Origin of the sequence: Bacteroides sp. AM41-16, assembly GCF_003603495.1 — a bacterium.
In the GTDB taxonomy this organism is placed as follows: Bacteria; Bacteroidota; Bacteroidia; order Bacteroidales; family Bacteroidaceae; genus Bacteroides; species Bacteroides uniformis.
In genome coordinates, this window is record NZ_QTNE01000007.1 from 157,150 (window position 1) to 183,179 (window position 26,030).

At 49.1% G+C, this 26,030-nt stretch carries 16 protein-coding genes; 3 read left to right on the forward strand and 13 right to left on the reverse strand.

Translation table 11 applies throughout. The features are described from left to right. Window positions 1-5: 5 nt before the first annotated feature. The 3 genes from DW896_RS08535 (at window position 6) to DW896_RS08545 (ending at window position 4,835) form a co-directional block, all read left to right on the forward strand. The gene (locus DW896_RS08535) at window positions 6-2,342 is read left to right on the forward strand and encodes a glycoside hydrolase family 3 protein (RefSeq protein WP_005824986.1); all 2,337 of its coding nucleotides are present in this window, start codon (window positions 6-8) and stop codon (window positions 2,340-2,342) included. Window positions 2,343-2,580: 238 nt separating this feature from the next. Beyond that, on the forward strand, window positions 2,581-4,122 hold the full coding sequence (locus DW896_RS08540) for a glycine--tRNA ligase (RefSeq protein WP_005824984.1): 1,542 nt from the start codon (window positions 2,581-2,583) through the stop codon (window positions 4,120-4,122). Between the two features lie 68 nt (window positions 4,123-4,190). Then, the gene (locus DW896_RS08545) at window positions 4,191-4,835 is read left to right on the forward strand and encodes an FKBP-type peptidyl-prolyl cis-trans isomerase (protein WP_005824983.1); all 645 of its coding nucleotides are present in this window, start codon (window positions 4,191-4,193) and stop codon (window positions 4,833-4,835) included. Window positions 4,836-4,979: 144 nt separating this feature from the next. Here DW896_RS08545 and DW896_RS08550 read toward each other — a convergent pair whose 3' ends face one another. The 13 genes from DW896_RS08550 to DW896_RS08610 form a co-directional block, all read right to left on the reverse strand. Further along, window positions 4,980-6,875 carry a serine hydrolase gene (locus DW896_RS08550; RefSeq protein WP_005824982.1) on the reverse strand — a complete coding sequence of 632 codons (1,896 nt, stop codon included), beginning with the start codon at window positions 6,873-6,875 and terminating at the stop codon, window positions 4,980-4,982. 28 nt (window positions 6,876-6,903) lie between these two features. Further along, window positions 6,904-7,713, reverse strand: coding sequence for an N-acetylmuramic acid 6-phosphate etherase (murQ, locus tag DW896_RS08555; protein WP_005824981.1), 810 nt, complete (start codon window positions 7,711-7,713; stop codon window positions 6,904-6,906). Between the two features lie 46 nt (window positions 7,714-7,759). Beyond that, window positions 7,760-8,599, reverse strand: coding sequence for a BadF/BadG/BcrA/BcrD ATPase family protein (locus DW896_RS08560; protein WP_005824980.1), 840 nt, complete (start codon window positions 8,597-8,599; stop codon window positions 7,760-7,762). 129 nt (window positions 8,600-8,728) lie between these two features. Further along, a complete protein-coding gene (locus DW896_RS08565; RefSeq protein ID WP_009037750.1) occupies window positions 8,729-9,913 on the reverse strand; it encodes an acyltransferase family protein in 1,185 nt (394 codons plus the stop codon). Window positions 9,914-9,946: 33 nt separating this feature from the next. Then, the gene (locus DW896_RS08570; RefSeq protein ID WP_119993129.1) at window positions 9,947-12,907 is read right to left on the reverse strand and encodes an FAD-binding and (Fe-S)-binding domain-containing protein; all 2,961 of its coding nucleotides are present in this window, start codon (window positions 12,905-12,907) and stop codon (window positions 9,947-9,949) included. Between the two features lie 176 nt (window positions 12,908-13,083). Then, entirely contained in the window at window positions 13,084-14,325 is a 1,242-nt protein-coding gene (locus DW896_RS08575) for an exo-beta-N-acetylmuramidase NamZ domain-containing protein (RefSeq protein ID WP_005834674.1), read from the reverse strand. A gap of 48 nt (window positions 14,326-14,373) precedes the next feature. Continuing rightward, a complete protein-coding gene (locus DW896_RS08580; RefSeq protein ID WP_005824972.1) occupies window positions 14,374-15,696 on the reverse strand; it encodes an MFS transporter in 1,323 nt (440 codons plus the stop codon). 27 nt (window positions 15,697-15,723) lie between these two features. After that, window positions 15,724-17,043 carry a SpoIID/LytB domain-containing protein gene (locus DW896_RS08585; protein ID WP_009037753.1) on the reverse strand — a complete coding sequence of 440 codons (1,320 nt, stop codon included), beginning with the start codon at window positions 17,041-17,043 and terminating at the stop codon, window positions 15,724-15,726. Between the two features lie 41 nt (window positions 17,044-17,084). Then, window positions 17,085-18,017, reverse strand: a complete 933-nt coding sequence (locus tag DW896_RS08590) for a DUF4922 domain-containing protein (RefSeq protein WP_009037754.1) — start codon at window positions 18,015-18,017, stop codon at window positions 17,085-17,087. A gap of 1 nt (window position 18,018) precedes the next feature. Beyond that, a complete protein-coding gene (locus DW896_RS08595; protein WP_009037755.1) occupies window positions 18,019-19,479 on the reverse strand; it encodes a glycosyltransferase family 2 protein in 1,461 nt (486 codons plus the stop codon). A gap of 24 nt (window positions 19,480-19,503) precedes the next feature. Further along, window positions 19,504-21,363 carry a PQQ-binding-like beta-propeller repeat protein gene (locus tag DW896_RS08600; protein ID WP_009037756.1) on the reverse strand — a complete coding sequence of 620 codons (1,860 nt, stop codon included), beginning with the start codon at window positions 21,361-21,363 and terminating at the stop codon, window positions 19,504-19,506. Window positions 21,364-21,382: 19 nt separating this feature from the next. Next, on the reverse strand, window positions 21,383-24,493 hold the full coding sequence (locus tag DW896_RS08605; RefSeq protein ID WP_009037757.1) for a xanthan lyase: 3,111 nt from the start codon (window positions 24,491-24,493) through the stop codon (window positions 21,383-21,385). 15 nt (window positions 24,494-24,508) lie between these two features. Beyond that, window positions 24,509-25,963: a sodium:solute symporter gene (locus tag DW896_RS08610; protein ID WP_009037758.1), complete on the reverse strand. Its 1,455-nt coding sequence runs from the start codon at window positions 25,961-25,963 to the stop codon at window positions 24,509-24,511. Window positions 25,964-26,030 lie beyond the last annotated feature (67 nt).

Genomic DNA, 26,030 nt, shown 5'->3' on the forward strand with positions numbered 1-26,030 from the left:
AGGCTATGAAAAAACAACTGTTTTATTTGCTGTTGGCTGCAGGCGTGTTGAGCGCTTGTGGCCCTGCGGCTCCTCAATTGGGTAAAGATTCTGTTGAGGATGTTATTGGTGCCATGACTTTGGAAGAAAAGGCACATTTGGTTATCGGTACCGGAATGGTGGGTACTTCGGGTGACAGTACGGTGATTGGCACTACAAAGAAGTTGGTTCCCGGTGCAGCAGGTACTACTTATCCGATACCCCGTTTGGGAATTCCTGCCATTGTGTTGGCTGATGGACCTGCAGGTTTACGTATAGATCCTATCCGCGAAGGGGATTCTGCTACTTATTATTGTACACATTTTCCTATCGGTACGTTACTTGCTTCTACTTGGAATCAGGATTTGGTAGAGGAAGTTGGAAAATCAATTGGTAATGAAGTGTTGGAATATGGTGCGGATGTTTTACTGGCTCCTGCTTTGAATATCCATCGGAATCCTTTGTGCGGGCGTAATTTTGAATATTATTCCGAAGACCCGTTGGTGTCTGGCAAGATAGCTGCTGCATATGTTAGAGGGATACAGAGCAACGGAGTGGGAACTTCCATCAAACATTTTGCTGTTAACAACCAGGAAACCAATCGGAATGCTAATGATGCTCGTATCACTCCTCGTGCCTTACGGGAAATCTATTTGAAGGGGTTCGAAATTGCAGTGAAGGAATCGGCACCATGGACAGTAATGTCCTCTTACAATCATATTAATGGCACCTATGCTTCTGAGAATACAGACTTGCTGTCCACTTTATTGCGTGATGAGTGGAATTTCGAGGGTATGGTGGTAACTGACTGGTTTGGAGGGAAGGATGCCGTGGCTCAGATGATAGCAGGTAATGATATGCTCCAACCGGGAAGGGCTAACCAGTATGATATGATTATCGAAGGGGTGAAATCCGGAAAATTGGATGAATCCATACTGAATCGTAATGTGAAGCGTGTTCTTGAACTTATTCTCCAAACTCCTCATTTTAAAGAATACAAATATTCCAATAAACCTGATTTGAAGGCGCACGCAGCAGTTACCCGCCAGTCAGCGACTGAAGGAATGGTTTTGTTGAAGAATAATAACGAAACCTTGCCATTTGAAAGGAAGGTCAGAAATATAGCTCTTTTCGGGTGTACTTCCTATGATTTCATAGCAGGAGGTACCGGCTCAGGTAATGTGAATCGTGCCTATACAGTCTCATTATTGGATGGTTTGAAGAATGCTGGATACCAGATAGATGAAGCATTGAAGGCCGATTATGAACAGTATATTGAGGCCGAGAATAAGAAAAATACTCCTGACTCGTCTCAGCCTTTCTCCAGATTTATGCCGGTACCTCGCCCGACAGAACTTATCCCTACTACAAAGGTGTTGTCAGAACAAGTTGCTAAAGCGGATGTTGCATTGGTTACGCTGGGACGTACTTCCGGTGAATTTGTAGACCGTAATGTCAGTGATTTTGAACTGAGTGAGGAAGAATTGCAACTGCTGAAGTCCGTCAGCCAAGCTTTCCATGCTGCTGGGAAGAAAGTGGTGGTGGTATTGAATATCGGAGGTGTAATCGAAACAGCTTCTTGGAAAAAACTACCGGATGCTATTTTGCTGGCTTGGCAGGCAGGACAGGAGGGTGGAAATAGTGTGACGGATGTGTTGAGCGGTAAGGTATCTCCATCGGGTAAGTTGACAATGACTTTCCCGAACAAGTTGATGGACGTTGCTTCTTCGACCAATTTTCCTATGGATGCTAGGGCTAATACAGATGTGAGGAATAAGGAGGACAAAAGCTCTTCAGTGAAGAATGTAGACTATACGGATTATGAAGAAGATATTTTTGTCGGTTATCGCTATTTCGATAGTTTCGGAAAGCAAGTGTCTTATCCTTTCGGCTATGGTCTTTCGTATACAACATTCGAGTATGTCAATCCGTCTGTCAAAGTTGATAATGGTATATATTCTGTTTCTATTGATGTGAAGAATGTTGGTAAGTTTGCAGGGAAAGAGGTTGTTCAGCTTTATGTCTCCGCTCCCAATAGGTTTCAGATGAACAAACCGGAAAAAGAACTTAAAGCTTTTACCAAAACTAAGGAATTGAGGCCAGGTGAGACTGTTACTGCCACTTTGAAACTGAACACTACGGATTTGGCTTCTTATGATGAAGCTTCTTCTTCATGGGTAGTGGATGCTGGAAATTATAAGTTTTTGATTGGAACCTCTTCCAAGGATATTAAGGCTGTACTTGATGTTGATGTGGTATCAGTTGTGGAAAAAACAAATGACATATTGAAACCACAAGAGACTGTTAATACGATAAAACGCTGAAGGTGAGTATAATATTATTCTTGGTTGTGATTAGGTTGATTTGTAGTGCTTAGGTAAATTAATTGTAATTGGGTAAAATTGGGAAAGAAGCTGCCTCGGAGTTATGAGGTAGCTTCTTCTTTTATTTGGTAATAAGATAAATTAATACCCTCCGTGTCCTACTTACGATATAAATCCCTATCTTTGTGGCGCTTTTTAGCTGAAAATAAGATTCAAATTAATTTAGATACAACAGAAAATGGCACAAGAAGACGTTTTTAAGAAACTCGTATCACACTGTAAGGAATATGGTTTTGTGTTCCCTTCCAGCGAGATTTATGATGGACTGGGAGCTGTGTATGACTATGGTCAGATGGGTGTGGAACTGAAAAATAACATCAAGCAATACTGGTGGCAGAGTATGGTGCTGCTGCACGAAAATATTGTCGGTATCGACTCAGCAATCTTTATGCACCCCACCATCTGGAAAGCCAGCGGACACGTAGATGCTTTCAATGACCCTTTGATTGACAACCGCGATTCCAAGAAACGTTATCGTGCCGATGTGTTGATAGAGGACCAGCTTGCTAAGTACGATGACAAGATAAACAAAGAAGTGGCCAAAGCTGCCAAGCGTTTTGGTGAGGCTTTCGATGAGGCTCAGTTCCGCAGTACCAACGGTCGTGTGCTGGAACACCAGGCCAAACGTGATGCCTTGCATGAACGTTTTTCCAAGGCTTTGAACGATAATAATCTGGACGAACTCCGTCAGATTATCCTTGACGAAGAAATCGTTTGCCCTATCAGTGGCACAAAGAACTGGACAGAGGTACGCCAGTTCAATCTGATGTTCTCAACTGAAATGGGCTCTACCGCCGATGGTGCCATGAAGATATACCTTCGCCCGGAAACGGCACAAGGTATCTTCGTAAATTACCTTAATGTACAGAAAACCGGTCGCATGAAGATTCCTTTCGGTATCGCCCAGATTGGTAAGGCTTTCCGTAACGAAATTGTAGCCCGCCAGTTCATCTTCCGTATGCGCGAGTTCGAGCAGATGGAAATGCAGTTCTTTGTGAAGCCGGGTACAGAGCTTGACTGGTTCAAGAGTTGGAAGGCTACTCGCCTGAAATGGCACAAGGCGCTGGGCTTCGGTGATGACCATTACCGTTATCACGACCACGACAAACTGGCCCACTACGCTAATGCTGCTACAGACATTGAGTTCTTGATGCCTTTCGGTTTCAAGGAAGTAGAGGGTATTCACAGCCGTACAAATTTCGACTTGTCCCAGCATGAGAAGTTCTCCGGCAAGAACATCAAGTATTTCGATCCGGAAACCAACGAAAGCTATACCCCGTATGTCATCGAGACTAGTATCGGTGTAGACCGCATGTTCCTTAGCATCATGTCGGCTTCCTACTGTGAAGAGACGTTGGATAGCGGTGAATCCCGTGTTGTCTTGAAGTTGCCTGCTGCACTGGCACCGGTGAAACTGGCCGTAATGCCGTTGGTAAAGAAAGATGGTCTGCCCGAAAAAGCGCGCGAAATCATTGACAATCTGAAGTTCCACTTCCATTGTCAGTATGATGAGAAAGATTCTATTGGTAAGCGTTACCGCCGCCAGGATGCCATTGGTACTCCGTACTGTGTCACCGTGGATCATCAGACTTTGGAAGATAACTGTGTGACACTGCGTAATCGTGACACCATGCAGCAAGAGCGCGTGGCTATCTCTGAACTGAATAATATTATTGCAGACCGTGTAAGCATCACATCGTTGCTGAAAACCTTGCAATAAAGCGGTTATGGAATAGACCGGTGCGTGAACAAACTGAAATAGTAAATAGTAAAATAGTAAAATAGTAAATGAAAAAGTCCCTTTTGTTTTTGCCTTTCTTGCTGTTGCTGGTGGGTGCTTTTATCTCTTGTGAAGAAGTGGAAGAGGCTGGAAAGTATGATAATTGGAGAGAACGCGGCGAGGCTTTTGTTGACTCGATAAAAAGGCTGACTGGCGAGAATTATGTCGCCACAGCAGAGCAGGCCGATGCTATGGAACTCGGGAAACTGTATGCCATACAGACGACTGCAAGCACTTCTGAAGGTGCTCAGTATGTCTATTGCAAGAAGCTTGTGAAGAATGAGACGGGTGAACGCCCGTTGTATACGGGTTATCATTCAAAGGTGAATGCTTATTATTATGGGACTTATGTGAATGGCGAAGAATTCGACGGTTGCTTTGACGGTTATAGTGCTATTGACCGCGATATACCTATTCCTCCGGTAAAAGAACCTACGGTTTTTGATTCATTCGTGGATTTTGAAGTTTCGGGTGTCGTTGCCGGTTGGGCAGCTGCCTTGCAGCTTATGCGGATGGGTGAGCGGTGGATGTTGTATATCCCTTATCAAAGCGGATATGGTATAAATGATTATACTGCTCCTTATTCTACAAATACAATCCCCGGAGGCTCTCTGTTGACGTTTGACTTGCAACTGGTTAGCTTTGCCGAATGAGATAAAAGAGGGTGTGTGCCGAAACGCCCCGAATATAAGAATTCCCCCTGCTATAGATGTCTATGGCAGGGGGAATCTAGTTAATGGAGAGATGTCTTCTTTAGCCTGTTGGTAGTGTGGCAGACGTTCGGAGACTGGTTCGTTTTATATTTTCTTCTTAATGGCCTTTACCCAGATTTTGTATCCATCCTCATTCAAATGCAGTCCGTCGCCGGTCAACTCACTGCGTAGTACATTTGTTCCCTTCTCTGTAAATAGTGGAAAAAGATTGATATAGGCAATGCCTTCCTCTTTGGCAAACGCCTCCAGACGGGAGTTGATTTCAGGAACCATATCTGTCTTTCCAGTCAGTTTTTTGTATCGGCCGAAACTTTCATTGAAAGGGAGTAGGCTTTGTAGGTAGAGTTTTGTGTCGGGAGATTCTTTCCGGATGCGTTCCACCGTCATGCGAATCATGTCTACAATACTGTCTGGTGCCAAGTCATGGGAAATGTCATTGACTCCGATAAGCAGGAACAGCTTGGCGGGATGTCCGGGAAGTATCTGATGCAGGCGGTCATAGATACCCATCACTTCATCACCGATGATGCCGCGATTACGTACATTCTTCTTACCAAGACGGGCAGACCAGTCACCGCCACCTTCAGTCAGGCTATTGCCAAGCATGACGATGTCCTTGCTTGTAATGGCAGGCTCATCCATAAACTGTAGGAAACGTTTGTAGTAATGGTCTGTATAAATACGCGGAATGGGGTAGATGGAAGCCGCCACAGCGTTGGCAACCAATGAACGCAGGCGAACTACGCTGTGTCCGTCTTCCGGATGTACGGCGTTGATAAGGAGTATGACGGAAGTGTCATTGTCCGGATCGATAATGATGGAGGTACCCGTGTAGCCGGTATGCCCATAGGTATTAGGACCAAACAAATCTCCATTGTTGGAGGCATAGGCTGTAAAATTATCCCAACCGAGAGTGCGTCCCAGACTGGCGGTAGTGCGTGGCACAGTACGCATGGCTTTTACACCCAGCGGACTCAGGATGCGGCGTCCGTTCCATTCACCTCCGTTTTGCAGGGCTGCGCAGAGTATGGCAATATCATCAGCACAAGAGAATACTCCTGCATTACCGCTGATACCTCCGTTCATGACACGTGCCAGCGGGTCATGAACTTGTCCGCAGAGAACTTGTCCATTAGGTTGCTTTTCAGTGGGGGCAATGTTATTCAATTGAGAATTGCGAATTGAAAATTGAGAATTGGCTACGTTGTTTTCCTTGTGTCCTTGTTTTCTCGTTCCTTTGTCAACTATCGTAATCCAGTTACCATCCTTATCACGTTGGCAAGGCAGATAGTCGGTATGCTCCATGCCGAGTACATCAAATAGGTTTTCACGTGCAAAGTCACGCAGGCTCTGTCCGCTTATAGTCTCGATAATGTGCTGCAAAGTGATGAAGTTGAGGCAACTGTATTGAAAATCAGTCTGCGGCTTGAAGTCGCGTTTACAAGTAGCAATATATTCCATAAGCCCATCAGGATTGGGAGAACCGTACTGCTTTTCTAGCTCGGCTACCGGTGCATAGGGAGGAAGACCGGAAGTGTGTGTCATCAAATCGGCAATGCGGATTACCTTTTTCTCTTTGCCGTCTTCGCTTTCCCAATTCTTGAAATGGGGTATGTAGAGGCTGACGGGGTCCAGCATACGGAGCTTGCCGCGTTCTGCCAGTATCATCGTACATACGGCGGTCGACATGGATTTGCTGCAAGATGCCATATCAAAGATAGTATTGGCAGTCATAGGCTCCACATTGGGATAAATACGCTTGTTGCCGTAAGCTTTCAGATAGGCCATCTTGCCGTTACGTACTACAGCAAGTACGGCACCGGGAATATCCTTGTTGGAGATGGCTGTTTCAATCGCTTCGTCAGCATACATCAACTTGCGTGAGTCCATTCCCACTTGTTCAGGGGCTACGCGTTGCAAGGGTTGCGCGGTGGCAGCTTGCAGACAAAGAGAAAAGAGAAAAAAATATATTGCTTTCATAATAAAGGAATTTAAGAGTGAGTAATAGCTAAATCCGGTACGCATCCACTGCCTTTTTCACCGAACCGTGCATCAACAGCAGCGCCTTGGCTTTGCCATAGTCCAGTCCGAGTTCCTCTACAATCATACGGGTACCACGGTCCACAAGCTTTTTGTTACTGAGCTGCATATTCACCATTTTGTTGCCTTTCACGCGTCCCAACTGTATCATGACGGAAGTAGTAATCATATTCAGTATCATTTTCTGTCCTGTTCCCGATTTCATGCGTGAGCTTCCCGTCACATATTCAGGCCCTACAATCATTTCGATGGCTACATCTGCCTCTGCTGCCATTGGAGAGTCCGGGTTGCTGGTGATACAGCCGGTCAGTATGCCGTGTTCGCGTGCCTCGTGCATGGCACCAATCACGTAGGGGGTGGTACCGGATGCAGCAATACCGATGACCGTATCCTTATCTGTAATATTGCGTTCCGTCAACTCTTCCCAACCGCGGTGAATGTCATCTTCGGCATTCTCTACCGGATTTCTCAATGCAGTGTCACCACCGGCAATCAAGCCGATAACCAGCGTGGGGGGCATACCGAAAGTCGGTGGAATTTCCGAAGCGTCGAGTACGCCCAGACGTCCACTGGTACCCGCACCCATGTAGAAGATGCGTCCGCCTTGTTTCATGCGGGGCACAATCTGGGTTACCAACTTTTCTATTTGAGGGATTGCCCTCTGTACGGCAAGCGCCACTTTCTGGTCTTCGGTATTGATGTCTTCCAGAATTTCACGGACTGATTTCTTTTCCAAGTCATTGTAGAGCGATGGTTGCTCTGAGATTTTTACGAACATAAGGCTATTTACTATTTGACGATTTACTATTTACGATTTGTCACTTTCAGTTGTGATATTTGATGAGTCCTTCCATGGGGCTCTTGATGATTGCACCCAGTTGGATACCCATTTCTTTGGCAGCTTCTGCCAGAACTTCCTTGTAATAGAAGGCTACGGAACCGATGAAATGTACTTTTTGATGCTGATAGTCTTCATATTGCATGACATTGCGTTTAAGGAATGCCTTAAAGCTGTTCAGTACCAGAGCGCGTACACAAGGTTCACCCAGATTCTGTGCAAGAAATGGTGACAAGCTTGCCAGGAAACGGTTGGGGAAAGGTTTACGGTAGACACGGTCGATGATATCAGCAGGTGTCAGGTCGAACTGTTTGAGGAATTTCTCTTTCAGCTCGGGTGTCATCTGATTTTTCAAGATATCGCCTACCAACAGTTTGCCCAAGCAGGCTCCGCTGCCTTCGTCTCCCAAGATGAATCCCAGAGGAGATACATTGGTGACAATGCTTTTTCCGTCATAATAACATGAGTTGGAGCCGGTCCCCATGATGCAGGCAATGCCTGAGTCATGTCCGCAGAGGCCACGTGCGGCAGCCAGCATATCGGTATTGACTTCCACTTCATTTTTCACACTGAGGTGTTTGGTTATGGCACGGTGCACCATACTTATCTTGTCGGGAAATCCGCATCCTGCACCATAAAAGTATACGGCATCCAGCTCACTTGTCTTCAGCTGAGGTAATAGCGCTGTTGCTATTTCATTACTGATTTCCTCTTCCGACTGAAAGAAAGGGTTCGTCCCTTTCGTGAATATCTGTTGGAGAAGTACTCCATTCTCTACAACACACCAATCGGTCTTTGTAGAGCCACTGTCTGCTATTAGAATCATATAAATAATGTTTAATGATTAGGGATTAGGGGTTAGTGATTAAGGATTAGTGATTAATGGTAGGTGATACTGTTTCTTAATTATAGGCAACGTATTAATCACTAATCCTTAATCACTAACCCCTAATCCTTATATTTTGATATATATTTTTCGTTTGTACAACTGGTAGCCGATACACCAGTTAATGGCGATAAACAGCAGGGCAAAGGCAAGGGAACCGGCGGTTTCACCGAAAACGGGCATGAGGACTATATTGTATAAGAATCCGTGTATGCTGATGCTGCTGTCTCCCCACGGGAAACTGATACTACCGAAAAGTATGCTAAGTACGCCGCCCAATACATACATGAACAGCGGATTCACACCGAATGCCTCGAAAAACATGCTCCACTTCTTATAGCCTTTCACATCAATAATCCAGATAAGCAATGCCAGAAAACTGGATGCCAGTCCGCAAGTGACGAGTACGTAGGTAGGAGACCATATTTTCTTGTTGATGGGGCAACCGTAGCTTAGCAGGAAACCGGAGAAAGTAAGGATAACACCTACCAGAAACAGTGTGATAAGCTGCGAATTGAGAAATGAGGCACGGTCTTCCGACTTGTTGCCATCCAGCATCAGCCGCCCTACACAGAAGCCCAGCAACACATGTGCAATGGCAGGAATGGTGCTTAACAAACCTTCGGGATCTATGCCGTTATCCTTGTACATGTGTGCAGGGGTCAGGATGGCACGGTCTACCACGGAAAGAATGTTTGTTTCATTATAGGCGAAACCGTTGCCGCACATCAACAGTATGAAGTAGCCTGTCAATAGGCCGGCTATCAGATAAGGTATATGTTTATGCTTCATGGTTAGTGCAATGATGGAGGCTGCTCCGTAGCAAAGGGCCAGCCGTTGCATGACACCCAGAATACGGATACGGTCGAATGTCCAGACGGAAGCCCATAGCTTCTCTCCGAAACTGAGGTCGTCCGGAGCGGAGGCCCAGTAATAGCAGAAACGCGAGAACCAGCCGATAGCCATGCCTATAAGGAAAATGACGATGGTGCGTTTCAGTATCTTCATGCCGGCGGCGTGGCTGAACTCGAAGTTGTATTTCTTCAGGGAAATGTATGTGGAAATTCCCATGATAAACATGAAGAAGGGAAAGACGAGGTCGGTGGGGGTCAGACCGTTCCACTCTGCATGCCGCAAGGGGGCATAGATATGTCCCCACGAACCGGGGTTGTTTACCATAATCATACCTGCGATGGTGACACCACGGAGAATGTCGAGTGCAAGGATGCGTTTACTTACTTTTGTACTGTTCATTGTAATATTTGTGTGTTAAGTTAATTATCAATCCTAATTATCAGCTGCCTTTGTACATTCGTCTACCAGATAGGCAATGGATACATAGGGGATACCTGAGTTTGTTGTCAATCCGATTTCACAAGTACGGCTGTTAGAGTAGCCTATATTCACTCCGGACGCTTCTATTTGCGGGCGGAGTTTGCGTAGGGCGTACGAGTTCAGCTCAGGATAGGTGAATCCCCGGTCTCCGGCAAAACCGCAGCAACCTACTTCTTCCGGCACGATGACTTTACTGGAGCAAAGGCGTGCAAGGGCTATAATGGTATCTGCCAGTCCCATTTTCCGCATGGAGCAGGTGATGTGGATTGCTACGGGGCGGTTAATAGGTGTGAAAATCAGCTTCTCACGTAAGAATGTATAGATGAATTCTGCAGGTTCATACAGTTTCATCTTCTTGATACATTCGAGCATGCGGTGCAGACAAGGGCTTTGGTCACAGAGGACGGGGTATTTGCCTTGTTCGCTGGCTTCCCAAAGTGCGGCCTCCAGTTCGGCTGTCTTGCGATCGGCAATGTCCAGCATCCCTTTACTTTCCCAAATGGTGCCACAGCAAAGCTTGTCCATATCTTTCGGGAAGATGATTTCGTAACCGGCTTTTTGCAACAAGGACACCATTTTATTTACCAATGGCTGCTCTACGGGAGACTTCTTTGCCAGACCCATAGTCTGGTTGATGCAGCTGGGGAAGTAGACGACTTTGTAGTTACGAGTTACAGAGCTACGAGCTACAAGTGCTGCGCTATTATGCTGCATAGTGCTTGTAGCTTGTAACTCCGTAGCTTGTAACTGATAACTTTTCGGCATAGCCGGCGTCCATAGAGGTATGCCTAATGCATTGTGCAGCCCCTTGGTAATGCCGCTCATCGCCTTTGTCCCTAATAGTGAATGTCCGAAGTTGGCTAAGGACAATACGGGACGCAGTGCACTCTTGACACCAGCGAAATGATTGGCGACAAAGTCTCCGGCTTTGTATCCCAGACTGCCTTTGGGTAATGCTTCCTGGCGGATTATATGGGTAAGGTCGCCCGTATTGATACCCATCGGGCACGACATGGAGCAGAGGCCGTCTCCGGCACAAGTCTGGTTGCCGGGATAGCGGTATTGTTTTTCGAGCAGTGCAAGGCGTGTCGGGTCCTCGCCGCTTTGTTTCAGCCGGGATATTTCGCGCTGCAACACGATACGCTGGCGCGAGGAAAGGGTAAAGCCGCAGGAGAGACAGTTGACTTCGCAGAAACCGCACTCGATGCATTTGTCAGCTACGAGTGACGTAGCTTGTCTCTTGTCACTCATCACTAATAAAGGCAGCGGCTTGAAGTTCTTGATATGGCATTGCGGGTCATCATTGAAAATGACACCGGGGTTTAGCAATCCTTGTGGGTCAAACAGCTCTTTGACGGCTTTCATGGCTTTGTAGGCGTCATCTCCCCATTCATGGCGGACAAAGGGAGCCATATTCCGGCCCGTGCCATGCTCGGCTTTTAGGGAACCGTCATATTTATCTACTACCAAGGTCTTGATGTCATTCATCAAGTCTTCGTAGCGTTTCACTTCCGCTTGGGTACTGAAGGACTGGTTGATGATGAAGTGGTAGTTGCCTTCGAGAGCATGGCCGTAGATGCAGGCGTCATTATATCCGTGGCGGGCTATGAGCTGTTGCAGTTCTGCCGTTGCCTCCGGAAGGTCTTCAATGTGGAAGGCGATGTCTTCGATGAGGCAAGTGGTTCCCGGCTGGCGCGTACCTCCCACAGAGGGGAAGATGCCGGAACGGATGGCCCAGTATTTGGAATATTCCTCCGGACGGTCGGTGAAGCGTACCGGAATATAGGTGGTGAAGGCTTGCAGGCAAGCTTCAATGGCAGATATGTTCTGTTGCAGTTCTTCCGGGGTACGGGCTTTGGTTTCGGTCAGCACTGCTGTCAACCCGGTTTCGTCGCCGGGCTCCACGCCGGGGAGGGCAGAGGAGGCAACTTCGCCTTTGTATTTTAGGAATACGGGGTCGTTGACGGAAGAAAGGCTCTTATAGTCTAGCATTTCAGCCCCTTTTACTGTCCATTCGCCGGTTTCGTCGACCAGCTTCTTCATGGCTACCACAGCGCGGCTCGCTTCTTTGATGGTCTTGAAGTAGAGCATAGCGCTGGCCTTGTAGGGATAATCATATTCAGTCTTCATCGTCACTTCCGAAAGGAACGCCAGTGTACCTTCGGAACCTACCATGAGGTGGGCAATGATTTCGAATGGGTCGTCGAAACGGACGAAGGGCAACAGATTGAGCCCGGTTACATTTTTGATGGAATATTTGTAACGGATGCGTTCGGCCAGTTTTTCGTTGGTACGTATTTCATCGCGCAGTTCGCAGATGCGGCGAATGAAGTCACGGTGACTCACTTCGAAGGAGGCGCGGCTGACGGGATTTCCGGTATCCAGCAGGGTACCATCCATCAGGATAATACGGGCGGAAATAAGCACCTTGTCGCTATTGGCGTGCGTACCGCAGTTCATGCCGGAAGCATTGTTCATGACAATACCGCCTACCATGGCGCTTTTCACCGAGGCGGGATCCGGTGCAAACTTACGGCCGTAGGGAGCCAACAGTTCGTTCACACGTTGTCCGATGATGCCCGGTTGGAGGGTTATCTGTTCGTAGTCGGCGGATATGCTGTATTTTTCCCAATTCTTGCCGGCTACGATGAGGATGGAGTCGCTAATGGCTTGACCCGACAAACTGGTCCCTGCCGCTCGGAAGGTGACGGGCAGCCCGTGGCGGCTCGCCAGTTTCAACAGTTGTGAAACTTCATCTTCGTCTTTCGAACGGATTACAATCTGGGGAATCAGTCGGTAAAAACCGGCATCCGTACCCCAAGCCAGCCGGCGAAGTTCGTCGGTGTAAATCCTTTCCTGCGGAATGAATTGTTTTGCTTCCTGCAGGAAAGCCATGTAACTATGCTCTTTCATGTTCACTTTTTTTTATTGCATCACTTCGCTTCAAAGTGCTCTGTAAACGTGTCTTACGAGGGGGTACATTCAGTCGTATACTGAATATATTTAAGTATACGACTGAATGTGGTTCTGTATACGACTGAAATAGTCTCCGTATCAGGCTCTTTTCCCTTCCTTATTTATCTGTAAATTTATTTATATAAATAATACTTTTTCGACAGCTTACGGAAGTCTTCGGCATCTTTATACCAGTAGTCGCGTATGTCCTCCCAACGGTTCCGTTTCGAGAAGCGCTCGCGTATCTGCCGCGAACCGCTTACTTTGTCGAACATGTTGAAACGTCCCTTGTCGGCATGGTCAAACACGGCACGGTCAGGATAGAGGGCGGCGACTTCCTGCATGACCAGGAATTGCAGGTCGCTCAACGGTGCTTTGCCGAAATCCATGATGTGCACTTGCACACCTTGCAGCAACTCGCCTTTGCCTACGCTATAGAACGGCTTCAGGTACATCGGTCTGAAGATGACCCCCGGTACGTTCAGACGGTTCAGGTTTCCGGCCAGCTTTTCCGCTTCCATCCATGGTGCGGCAAACATCTGGAACGGAATGGTATACCCCACGCCGATAGACATATATCCTAGTTCACCCAGAATGCCGCTGACGGGGTAGAAGAATGCAGAATGAGGATGTGGAATGTGTGGAGAGGAGGGAACCCATTGCAGTCCGGTTTGGGTATAATCCATCTTGCGTTTCCAGCCTTTCATCTTCACTATGTGGAGATTACATTGTTCCCCATCCTTCAACATCTTCTCGCCATTGAGCATCAGTGCCAGCTCACCGCAAGTGAGGGCGTAAAGGTACGGAATTTTAAACTGGCTTACAAAAGAAATGCAATCATCTTCAACCAAGTTGCCTTCAATCTTCAATCCGCCTACGGGATTGGGCCGGTCCAGCACAATGAATTCCTTGCCGTTTTCGGCAGCGGCTTCCATGGCCAGTCCCATGGTGCTGATGTAGGTAAAGGAACGGCAACCGATGTCTTGGATATCATACACTAATACATCCACATCTTTCAGCATGTCCGGCGTGGCCTTGCGGGTCTTTCCGTAAAGCGAATAGACGGGCAGTCCGGTAGTCGCGTCTTTGATGTCCGTCACATGGTCGCCTGCGTGCACATCGCCGCGCACACCGTGTTCGGGGCCGTAGAGTGCCACAAGGTTCACGTTGGGCGCCTCGTGCAGGATGTCAATGGTGGACCTCATCCGGTTGTCCACCCCCGTCGGGTTGGTAATCAATCCTACACGCTTACCTTCCAGGCATCGGAAATTCTGTTCTTTCAGTACCTCGATACCGGTCTTTATTCTGATCTTCTGTGCTTGCATCGCACCTCCGCAAAGGAGGCAGAGCAAGGATATAATAATAGTCCTCTTCATAACCAATCACTAAATATTACTCACAAAACATTAATCATTAACCATTAATCATTTTTTTCCATATTCCGGGTCTATCCTTCTGTCTGCAAAAATGGTGACAACAACCGTGGCGAAACAGCATATCATTACCAACCAGAAGAAGTCCGTATATCCGATAGCCTCCTGGATATATCCCGCAAACATACCTGGTATCATCATGCTTAGTGCCATGAATGCGGTACAGATGGCATAGTGGGATGTTTTGAATTCACCTTCGGAGAAGTACATCATGTAGAGCATGTAGGCCGTGAAACCGAAGCCGTAGCCGAATTGCTCGATGGCGATGGCGGTGGAGATGGCAAACAGATTGTCGGGCTGGGCAATGGCAAGATAGACAAACGTCAGGCATGGCAGAGTCATGCATCCTGCCATCCACCAGATGGATTTTTTCAAGCCAATGCGTGATGCGAACAATCCTCCGAGGATACCGCCCAGGGTGAGGAATATGACTCCGATGGTGCCGTATACGATACCTACTTCTGCTGTCGATAGTTCCAGACCTCCCGATTCTTTGGAGGCAACCAGGAAAGGCATACACATTTTGATGAGGAATGCTTCAGGCAGGCGGTACAGCAACATGAACACGATGGCCAGCAATGCGCCCGGTTTGGTGAAATAGGTGGCGAATGTTCGTCCGAATTCTCTGAATATGGCTCCTGCAGTGGCGGCATCGGCAGCCAGTGTTGACTTATCTGAGGTGGGTTTGGGGACTGCAAAGAGGTGATAGAACGTCACCAGGCTGAACAGAACGGCTGTAACCAGCATCGTGATGGTCCATGACAGCGGAATGTTTTCGGTTCTCAGTTCGATGGCGCCGGCAATGGCTACGAGCACGCCTTGTCCGAAGATAGAGGCGAGCCGGTAAAACGTGCTTCGGATGCCAACGAAGGCTGCCTGGTCACTCTGTTTCAGTGCCAGCATGTAGAAGCCGTCGGCGGCAATGTCGTGTGTGGCAGAGGCAAAAGCCGTGATGATGAACAGCATTAGCGTGATGCTGAACATGCTGATGGGGGTTGTTCCGGCCGCCATAGTCGCCTCGTCCGGCCGTGGAATGGACAGCGTCAGCAGGATGAATGCCACAGACATCAGAATCTGCATGGAAAGGGTCCACCATCTTTTGGTCTTGATGATGTCGACAAACGGGCTCCAGAAGGGTTTGATAGTCCATGGCAGATAGAGCAGGCTTGTGAACAAGGCCATTTCTCCGTTCGGTACGCCCATTTTAGTAAACATCATCACGGAGATGTTGTTTACGATAAAATATGGAATGCCTTGTGCAAAGTACAAGGTGGGTACCCATGCCCATGGCGATATGTTTTTTGTATGGTTCATGATATTGATTTATTGTGTTCTATTCGATTATTCATACAGCTTGTCAATGCTGGCACCTATATAGTAGTGCAGCAGTATTGCATCATACTTATACCCTTGCTCGCCCATCACGGCTGCACCTATTTGGCAAAGTCCCACACCATGCCCCCAACCGGCGCCGGTGAGGATGAAGCGTCCGGGAATGCCTTCGGAGGACAACTCCTCCTTGTCCACCACGAAGGCAGAGCTGTAGAGGTGTGAAGTAGAGAGCGTACGGCGAATTTCCAGCTCCTTGCCGATGGTGAGCGTGCGCTTGGTTCCCACAATCTTCAGTTTCCAGAGGCGTCCGCTGGTTCCGCGGGCTATGGGGATAAGGTCGATGATTTGTCCGTAGTCAATGCCTGAACGTTTCAGAATGAGGGCTGAAAGCTCTTCTTGGGTATATTCCACTTTCCAGCGATAGAAGTCCGTAGTCTCCTGGTCATAGTTATTGAGTACCTGCGAGAGGATTTTCTTGTCGGTGGTGTTGCAGAATGCTTCGGGGGAGGTACGAATCCAGCGGTCCGCTTCGACTTCCTGCGTCAAATCGGGCAGTGTGGCGTGCGTTTTGCTGTCTCGTTGTTGGGCAAGATAGGGATATTTGATGTCTTCCCAGCAGTATTGGAACTCCTCGAAAGCACCGCCGCAGCATTTGGAGAAACGGGCGTCGCAAATCTTACCATCAGATGTCAGTACCTGGCCGCGGGTAGCGGAGATGGCTTGTTTCACAATATCGGTAGAGGCACGTGTAATGCCCTGGTAGCGTTGACAATGGTCGTCGGCACATACATCGAAACGTGTGTGGTCTTCTCGGTCGTACCAGCGAATCAGCTCTTCGTCGGTCTGCGTAAAGGCCGAGTAGTTAGCTTGGGCTTCGGTGATTTCCTTATTCTTTTGTATTTGTGCCAGTAGCCAGCTTCGGGAGATGACAGCGTGTGCCTTGAGCAGCTCCAGAGAAGCGGTGGCACTCATCTCGGAGGAGATGACGCTGGTCAGATAATCTTCTACATGGATGACGTTGATGCCGGTGAGCTTTCCATTCTCAACGATGATTTTGAGAGCACCCAGAAAACGCTGGTCTTCCTTGCGCTCCCAATGGAAATTGATGCCGATGGTAACGTCCAATAGTTCGAAGGCATCGGTCTGCTCGTGTTGCGGTTCAAACAGCAGTTCGTCATACCGGCGTCCATTCCAGAGAATCTTGCCTTCGTCGTAGGTCACTACCTGCTTTCCGCTGACTTCCGTTCCGTCCATGCGATACGGATTCAGCAAAACGAATTCTATCTGCGGTTCAAACAGAATGCCTACTTGTACTTTGGGCTCTTTCATAATGGTATTTCTTTAAAATTAGAGTTCTTGGATTTCAGAAGTCATATTTTTTCCCTGATACGCTGCCGTACCTTGTGGAAATCTGTGGCAGAGAGGCATACTTCACTTAATATCTGCGCCACGTCTTCCGCAGTGATTTTCAAGAAATCCTTTTCTACGGGGGTGATAAAGACACCTCCCAAGTCGACGGATGCCGGGCTGCTCAACAGATTGGCTTCTCCTTCGGCAGTATAGCAGGCGGGGCGGTGTTTCTCGCGCGGGAAGACAAAGACCACCCAACGGTCGGCCTCGTATAGGACCAGTACGTTCATCATCGGCTCGTCTTCTTCGGGTTTCACGTCCAGAGAACGGTAAATGATGTCGAACAAGTCTGCCGCGTCCTCTTTGGAGGTGGATTCAATCACAAGTGTGGCACGGGGAGCGTCGTCAAGATACCACAGTGCTGCTTTCCTATAATCGGCTATTTTCCCGGCAGTCTGTCCGCGCCAGTCCTTTTCAATAGGCATGAACCCTTTGTTTCCTGCCTGGAAATGAGCATGGTCGGGGGCGGAAGCACCACATTTGGGACCGTTGTAGAAGATGGTGTAATCCGTCAGCGCCTCGGCCAGCTCCAGCATGTCGGTGAAGCGGGTGGCTATGCGTTGAGGGGTATGTGCCAGTTCCGGTACTGTCAGGTGGCGGGGGAAGATGGGGAACGGATTCACCAGAATATTGTAGTGTCCTCCGAACGGGATACCTTTCTGTACCGGCGGCAAATTGGCCGGGCACAGAAAGCATTTCCGTTCCAGGATGGACTTGGCATCCACTTTGGCACCGGAGGAAACGATGCGTGCCGGGTTGAACTGTACCTTATAAGGTATCCCGTTTACATTCAGCTCTTTCACCCGCACACCGGAGAGGGCGGCATAGTTGTTGCGTGCCGTCTCCCAGGATGCCAATTGTCCAGTCAGAAGATGGTGTATCGTTTGATTCATATCACTTGTTTTTGTTCATCGCTATGCGTGCCTGAAGTTCCCAGGTACGGATGCGGTCTTTGTAGAGGTTGTGTCCGTTCATTTTCACGATGTCCAGTGAGGCATCGGAGTTGTCGTCCCAGCGGCGGCAGAGGTAGACCACGTCGTACACGCGTCCTATCTGGTACTGGCGGGAGAAGTTCAGTCCCAGTGCATAGTCTTCGCCATAGCTGGTATTGGGTACTTTCACTTCGCGCAGCACCGGGGTATAGAAGGCGCGCGGGGCACCCAGACCGTTGATGCGGAGGGCGTTGTTGCGTCCGTTTGCCGGAGTCCATTCCTTGTGGTCGATGATGCCCGGAGCAATCATGTTCATGTTGAAGTCCGTCATCATATAGGTGCCTACTACCATGGCGCAGTTCTGCTCGTAGAAGGCGCGGACCATGATGGCGAGTGTATTTTCGTCTTTGTATACGTCATCGCTGTCCAGCTGCACGGCAAACTTGCCACACTTGGGGTGGTGTACACCTACATTCCAGCAACCGCCGATACCGAGGTCGTTGCGTTCGGGGACGATATGGATGAGGCGTTCGTCGTCCTTGAATTCGTCGATGGCCTCCGTTGTGCCGTCTGTGGAGTGGTTGTCGATGATGATAAGATTATATTTGAAGTCTGTCTTCTGCATCAGTACCGACTTGATGGCATCGCGGATGGTACGGATACGGTTGCGCACCGGAATGATGACCGAAGCTTCATACTCAAAGTTACCGGCAGAGAACTCAATCTTCTTGAACTCCGGTGCCAGATACCCCCCGATTTCTTTCAGATGTTCGGTACATGCCTGCTCCATCTCAATCTGGCGGTCACGGTTTTTGGGGTCTACATAGTCGAAAATCTTTTCGCCGCTCTTGCGGGTATCGTTTTCCACCTCGCTGTATAAGTATTCGTTGATATGTACCAAGTCTGAATGTTGGCTCAATTTCAAGCGCAGGTCGTAAAGTCCGGCGAAGTTGTAGTCAGACTTCATGTGTCCGGCGGCTTCCTTTAGTTTTTCGGTGTTGAAAAGGAGCAGGGAGCCAAAGTTGAAGTCATCCCTCAAGGAACCGAATTGGTAGTCGATTACCGGAGCGTTGCTCTGCTTGCCGTCTGCTATTTGGTAGTGGTCGGCATATACCATACCGGCGCTTGAATCTTCAAGGATGTGTATCATACGTTCCAGTGCAAACATACCCATTTCGAGCGTAGTCTCTTTGGTATAAAGCAATGTGTATTCTCCTTTGGCTGCATTAGCAATAGCTTTGAGAGTTGCACTGCTGTAGGGCATGTCAACAAACAATATTTCGCAGTCCGGGAGCGATTCCAGAGTGGCATCGGTCGTGATTAACCGGATTTCTTCTATAAGTCCTGTCGCCTGTAGGCTATTCACTGTTTTTTCTACTTGTTCTTTTCCTGCGTAGGGAAGAAAGCAACTGATTTTATTCATGATATATCTTTTAATTTTTAATTCTCAATTTTTAATTCTCAGAAGTCCCACTTCCCCGCTGGTTGCCGTGAATAGAACTTCGTGGCCGTTCAACGGAACTACGGTACTGATGAGTGAATTTCCTATTTTATGTTTCCACAGTACTTTGCCTGTTTTTCCTTCCAGTGCGAAGATAAGTCCTTCTTTGGTACTGCCAAACATTACCCCCTCTTTTTCCACTTGCATGGAGGGGGCATGCTCATAACCGAAACCTACATTGGTTGCCCACAACTCCCGCGGAGTATCTCCTTGAGCTGCATAGCAAACAATGCTGTCGTTCATCGTTTTGCTATAGATACGTTCACCGTCTTCGGAAAGTCCGATGGTCTCGCGCACCATGGACTGGAAGGTGCGCCACACGGTATTGCCCGTATGGATGTCTATGGCGGTCATGGCGCGTTGCGGGTCGGTAATGAATACTTTGCCGTCGGTGGCTACCGGCCATACGGCGGCTGGAGAGAAGTGCATACGGGTCAGTCCGCCCGTCCATTTCCATAGTTCATGCCCGTTTGCCTTGCTCAGGGCATACAGTGTATTGTCCCATGCGCCGAAGATAACTTTGTCTTCCGTCACCAACGGCTTGGTCTCGATGTAGCCCTTCACGCTGGTGTAGGCCCAGATTACTTTTCCCGTATGGATGTCTATGGCACGGAAAGTGGCGTCACTGGCACCGATGTATGCTCTGCCGTCTGCGATGGTCACGGCTCCGAGCACCGGTTCGGCGGCTTCTACCGTCCAGAGCAGGCTGCCGTCTTTGGCGTTCAATCCGTAGATGCGACGGTCAGCAGACCCGAATACAACGATACCCTCGCTTACGGCCGGAGTACCGACAATGCGCTTGCCGGATTCAAAGCTCCATAGCTTTTTACCGTTTTTCAGGGCGTAGGCTGTCAGCTGTCCCATATCGTCTCCTACGAACACTTTATCTTTTTCTACGGCGGGAGAGCAGTAAATGCCTGCGCCCGTCTGCACCATCCATTGCTCCTTTACTTGCGGATACTCCTTGTTGACCGAGAAGTCAGGATATTTCTCTGCCTTTCCGTTGCGGTCGTAATACTGTCCGGTCAGCGAGAATGCTGTCCACTGCTTCTTGGGCTCGCCGATACGTTGCGTGTATACCCGGATGGAATCCCCGGTTACTTCATAGATGCCGTAACCCGGTTTCCCTTCTTTGTCGCACAGGTTGCTGCGCATCAGTACGCCCGGAATGCCGTCGTAACGTAAATCCCGGTTGCTGTGGTAGTGTCCGCCGATAAACAAGCGCACGTTGTAGGGGCGGACGGCATCCGTCACCTCATACCAGTTGTCCACATCCCCGTCCATTAGCGGGTAGTGGGTGACAAGTATCACCGGTTTGTCTTTGCCGTTTTTATCCATTTCTTCCGTCATCCAACGGATATCTTGCGGCACTACATGCCCGTAGGCCATACGCATCAGCGGACCGGAGTTGAAGCCGAGGAAAAGGAATCCCTTATGCTCGAACTCGAAGCGTTCGCCGCCAAAGATTTCTCCGAAAGCGGTACAGCCGGAGTCGCTCCATTTCGTTTCATGGTTGCCTAGGACTACGTGGTAGGGGACCTTCAGCAAGTCAAGGCACGATTTCACTTTTTCCATGGTAGTACGGTCGCCTTCTTCGGTCAGGTCGCCCGTCACCAGGACAAAGTCGATACTGTCGGTGGCATTAATCTGTGCCACGGAACGCAGCAGGTCCTCTGTGGGATTCGGATTGTTCGGGGTCAGATGAATGTCCGTCAGTTGGGCAAAACGGAATGTCCCTTGCTGTGCCTGCATCCCCAGGGGGAGCAGGCAAGCCATCAGGACGATTATTAACAGTCTTCTGTTCATAGATGATGATTGGTTGATATTACTTGTTGTCGTTGAAGAATGTCAGTACAGCATTCATGAGTGCCTCTCTTTCAGAATCAGTACGTATGGATTCAAAAGGGAATCCCAATACAAAAGTCTTGTAGTCGCCCTGGTAGGCCACACCGGCACTCAGGTTGTTTTCAGAATACCGCATTACGGTGTGTGCATCTTTGGTTGCCGGTTCAATGGCGTCCGGTGATTCCACCACATACGAATCGGCATTCAGCTCATTGTGATAGGTATAGTTTCCTGAAAGGGCGGGGAACGGAGAAGCTACGCTTTTCACCTTACCCATTGTAGCCGCTTGTCCCACACGCCACTTATATTTCAGTACTTCCATCGCAAATTTCTTGTCGGCTTCGTCGGCAGTTGCAAGGCGGTTGTCCCATAAATCCGTTCCTACAAAAGCGCCCGAAACAAAGATATTTCCACCTTGCTTACAATAAGCCACAATAGCCTCCTGCATCGGTTTGCTGAAAGTCTTGAACTCCAACGGTTTTACGCCTCCCCGTCCCATCTTGGTCTGGCATTGCTTCCCAAGTATCAAGTCCACATACCTATACTCCCTCATATCCACTGGAGTATTCTTCTCTCCCTTTCCTACGGGGGAGAGACTTTCATTACTAACCGATACAAACGAATATCCCGCTTTCAGGATAGCGGCACCATGTATGGCAGGATAATCGAACGTATTTCCTGCAATCACTTGAGTTTCGTAGTTCCCATAGCTGTCGCCGAAACCGGAGGCATCGTCGTCCATCCAGGGAATGGAACGGCGGTATTCCTTCATCTTGCCAATGTAGCTGATGTCCCGGATATAGGGGACCCCGTGGTCCTGCTCATCCAGAAATCCGGCAAGGAGGGTGTCGGCGGGGGTGGGTGCCGTAAAGTCGGCAGGGGCACTGATACGGTCGAATCCGTTTATCACCAATACGGTACCTTTGGAATTGAACGCCCGTCCGGCAGAAAGAATTTCGGAAGGGAAACTTTCACCGCCCTTGTTGACAGCGGTAACCTTGTAGCTGCACACCATGCCGGCGGGGAGTGTGGTGCGGTAACTGTTGCCGTCCACCAATACTCCGTTGTCGAAATCTCCGTCGCCGATGCGGGTATAGACAATGTATTTCTCTGCTATGGCAGTCGGTTCCAACGCATCCGCTACGGGTCGCCAGGTCAGTTCCACTTCATTTTCACCGGTCATGCGCAGGGCCATGTGGTCTACCGGTAGCGGTTGCACTACATAATCCATGTGGTATTGTGAGCAGAGGAACTGCAACATACCTTTATAGATGGCGCGGCTTACGGTGAAACGGAAACGTGGGTCCAGTCCGTAGCGCATGTCTGCAAAGTTTTGATGGGAAAGCAGTTCGAGCAGCATGGTAGGTACGCGGGGTACACGGGCCTCATAGTAAGATTGGTTCCATTTGCCACGGCGTGTCCATTGAGGTTCGTAGAGGGTACGCACGTCACGCACGATGTTGGACTGAATCAAGTCTGTCAGGTCGTGGCTCAGATAGCGTGATGCTCCGTTAGCGAACTTCTCATTGTAGGCGTTGGTATAGTAGATGCCGAGTGTCCCGATGATGGAATCGTTCAGTGTAGTTCCTGCATCGGAGTGGAAGGCGAAGGCCATGTTGACGGGGATGTTCAGCCCTCTCTCCGTCGGATTCACGGCAGAGCCTCCGGAAAGGTAGTTCACCCAGATACCACGGCATTTGTAGTCGTCGGTATAGTCGTTCTTTCCGTTGCTTTCTGAATATACGCTGTCCGGTATGCCTGCCCATTGCAGCCAGTAGCGGGCGGCTTCGCAGAAACGGGGATAGTTAGATAGTTGATAATTGATAGTGGACAATGGAGAATAGGTTACACGGTCTTGGATGTTGCCTGTATGGGTGTTTTGCAGGTTGCGGGTGTCGGAGCTTTTCAGGTTTTCCGTAGCGCCCTCGTTGGAGATGCGGCGGGCGATGTTCCCCATACCGCCGCCAATCTTCACGGCGTCGGCGGTGATGATTCTTCCTACTTTGGAGGAAAGGTTGCTCAGAACGACTTTGCATTCATTGTTCCGGCCGGCATTGAAGCCGAAGGTGCCGAGGTAAATCCAGGTGCCGCCTCCCATTTGCTGGTTTACCTTGAACTGCGTGGTGCCGCCTTTGTGATAGACGGTGTAAAGGGCATCGTCCGCGCTGTTTGGCAAGGTTTGGTAAGAGACGTATACGGCGTATTGTCCGGTCGAAGGAATTTCGGGAATCCATTCGGCGGTGCTTGCGTTTCCTTTCTTGATGGTTTCTATGGCGCGGTAGGTGCCTTCCTTGAAAGGATTCTCAAAGTCTATGTATTGGGGGCGCAGGTGGGCGAAGCCTTGTCCTTCTCCCTGACTCCAGAGCTTGTCACCGGAATTTTCTGTATAGACGGAACGGCCGGTCAGGCAACCGTCATTGTCTACGATGACTTCTGCCGTCTGGCAATCGCGTTCGCGGGGAAGCAGCACATTGGCACCGGCATTTTCCAACATCGGTACAAGGAAGGGCAATACGTAGCTCTGGGTGTAGAGGTCTTCCACGGTCTGGAAGATACGTGCACGCTGCCATTCCCAACGGTCGAGTTTCGGCTCGTAGTACCAGCCGTGGCTTTGCCATAGGGCGATGTGCCGGTTATGCAAGCCGTTGGTGGGGGTGTAGGGGGAGGAAACTTCGGTAACCAGAGGCTTGGAAGCGACGGGGCTGAATGTCTTCGTCTTTTTGTCTTTTTTACTACGCAGGACTTGGGGAACCAGTTCTTCGATGCTGCGCTTGTTGGTACGGATTTGCAGCTTGTATTTGGTAAACTCCGCCGGTAGCAGGGCACTTACGCCCTGGTATATTTCGGCTACATTGTCCTCGCGGAAAGGAATATAGGCACAGTTCATGTTGGCAAACAGTTGCAGTGTATTTCCTTCCACGGCCACTGAGTCGATGCTGATACGTCCTACGGAAACTTCTTTCCGTGCGGTGATATCCAGGAATTTCCCGATTGCCTGGCGGACATCCGTCGGAAGTCCTTGCGCGCCTCCCGCGTGGGGGAAGAGGGAGGCGGCAAGCAGACTAAGTAAAAACTGACGTCTTACATTCATAGATGATGTATTAAGTTAATTGTTCTTTTTATCTTTCTTAATCAATAGACAGAGACCGATGAAAGTGAACAGTGCATTGAAAATCAGCAATTCGTAGCTGAATTGATAACCTCCGAACCAGGCTTCGGAATTCTTCTGCAGAATGAAGCAGAGAACCGGGGAGGCGATGGCAACTAACGGGATGTACTTGTCACGCACTTGTTGTTTCATGAAAATGCCGAAAGCAAACAGACCCAGGATAGGACCGTAGGTATAGCTTGCCAGAATATATACAGCATCGATGACACTGGTGTTGTTCAGAAGATTGAATACGAAAATGGTGATTCCCATGACAACCGCCATGCCGATGTGCACTTTCTTGCGCATCTTCACAACCGTCTCTTCCGATTTGCCTTTCGTTCCCAGAATGTCTACGGTGAAGGAAGTGGTCAGCGCGGTGAGTGCCGAGCCTGCGGCTGAATAGGCAGAAGAAATCAGGCCGATGATGAACAGTATGCCCACAATGGCAGGGAAATAGTTGCCGGTGGCAATCAGCGGGAACAGTTCGTCACTCTTCTCCACCGCAATCTGCTGGTTGGCGGCAAAGATGTAGAGCAGCACGCCCAGCATCAGGAAAAGCAGGATGACGAAGAACTGCGAAATGACACTGGTAATCATGTTCTTCTGTGAGTCCTTGAAGTTCTTGCAGCTCAGGTTGCGCTGCATCATGTCTTGATCCAGCCCGGTCATGGCAATCATGGTGAAGGCGCCGGCGAGGAACTGCTTGAAGAAGTACTGCTTGCTGTTCACATCGTCGAAGAAGAAGATGCGGGACATGTCACTGTCGGCAATGGTGCTTACCATACCGGTAAATGACAGATTGAGGTCGGAAGCGATATACCAGATGCAGAGTACGACCGACACCACCAAGCAGAATGTCTTCAGAGAGTCTGTCCAGATAAGAGACTTTACGCCACCCTGGAAAGTGTACAACCAGACCAGTGCCACCGTGATGGCCACGTTCAGCAGGAAAGGCAGTCCGAAAGGTTCGAATACCAGCAGTTGCAGCGTCAGGCATACGAGGAACAGACGGACAGCGGCACCGAGCATTTTGGAGATGAAGAAGAACCAGGCACCCGTACGGTAGGAAGACATGCCGAAACGGTTCTCCAGATATTCGTAGATGGATACCAGGTTCATTTTGTAGAACAGCGGTACCAGCAGATAGGCTATGATGAGCTGTCCGGCAATGAAGCCCAACACCATTTGCAGATAGCCGAAGCTGCTGGCGGCAACCATGCCGGGTACGGATACATAGGTCACACCTGAAATGGCGGAACCGACCATGGCGAACGCCACGACATACCAGGATGACTTGCGGTTACCCACAAAGAAGCCGGCGTTGTCTGCCTTCCTTCCTGCAATATAGGATACCGTGAACAGTATCGCGAAGTAGGCGGCTATGGTGATGATTACGGATAGTGGAGTCATAATGTTTATTTACAATTTGTTCATTTACAATTTACAATTTGCCATGCGGCGTTTCTTTAGTATAAAC

Bases quoted from the DNA above. Each gene is read 5' to 3' on its own strand.
- DW896_RS08535 (WP_005824986.1), top strand. From the start codon at position 6: ATGAAAAAACAACTGTTTTATTTGCTGTTGGCTGCAGGCGTGTTGAGC.
- DW896_RS08540 (WP_005824984.1), top strand. From the start codon at position 2,581: ATGGCACAAGAAGACGTTTTTAAGAAACTCGTATCACACTGTAAGGAA.
- DW896_RS08545 (WP_005824983.1), top strand. From the start codon at position 4,191: ATGAAAAAGTCCCTTTTGTTTTTGCCTTTCTTGCTGTTGCTGGTGGGT.
- DW896_RS08550 (WP_005824982.1), bottom strand. From the start codon at position 6,875: ATGAAAGCAATATATTTTTTTCTCTTTTCTCTTTGTCTGCAAGCTGCC.
- murQ (WP_005824981.1), bottom strand. From the start codon at position 7,713: ATGTTCGTAAAAATCTCAGAGCAACCATCGCTCTACAATGACTTGGAA.
- DW896_RS08560 (WP_005824980.1), bottom strand. From the start codon at position 8,599: ATGATTCTAATAGCAGACAGTGGCTCTACAAAGACCGATTGGTGTGTT.
- DW896_RS08565 (WP_009037750.1), bottom strand. From the start codon at position 9,913: ATGAACAGTACAAAAGTAAGTAAACGCATCCTTGCACTCGACATTCTC.
- DW896_RS08570 (WP_119993129.1), bottom strand. From the start codon at position 12,907: ATGAAAGAGCATAGTTACATGGCTTTCCTGCAGGAAGCAAAACAATTC.
- DW896_RS08575 (WP_005834674.1), bottom strand. From the start codon at position 14,325: ATGAAGAGGACTATTATTATATCCTTGCTCTGCCTCCTTTGCGGAGGT.
- DW896_RS08580 (WP_005824972.1), bottom strand. From the start codon at position 15,696: ATGAACCATACAAAAAACATATCGCCATGGGCATGGGTACCCACCTTG.
- DW896_RS08585 (WP_009037753.1), bottom strand. From the start codon at position 17,043: ATGAAAGAGCCCAAAGTACAAGTAGGCATTCTGTTTGAACCGCAGATA.
- DW896_RS08590 (WP_009037754.1), bottom strand. From the start codon at position 18,017: ATGAATCAAACGATACACCATCTTCTGACTGGACAATTGGCATCCTGG.
- DW896_RS08595 (WP_009037755.1), bottom strand. From the start codon at position 19,479: ATGAATAAAATCAGTTGCTTTCTTCCCTACGCAGGAAAAGAACAAGTA.
- DW896_RS08600 (WP_009037756.1), bottom strand. From the start codon at position 21,363: ATGAACAGAAGACTGTTAATAATCGTCCTGATGGCTTGCCTGCTCCCC.
- DW896_RS08605 (WP_009037757.1), bottom strand. From the start codon at position 24,493: ATGAATGTAAGACGTCAGTTTTTACTTAGTCTGCTTGCCGCCTCCCTC.
- DW896_RS08610 (WP_009037758.1), bottom strand. From the start codon at position 25,963: ATGACTCCACTATCCGTAATCATCACCATAGCCGCCTACTTCGCGATA.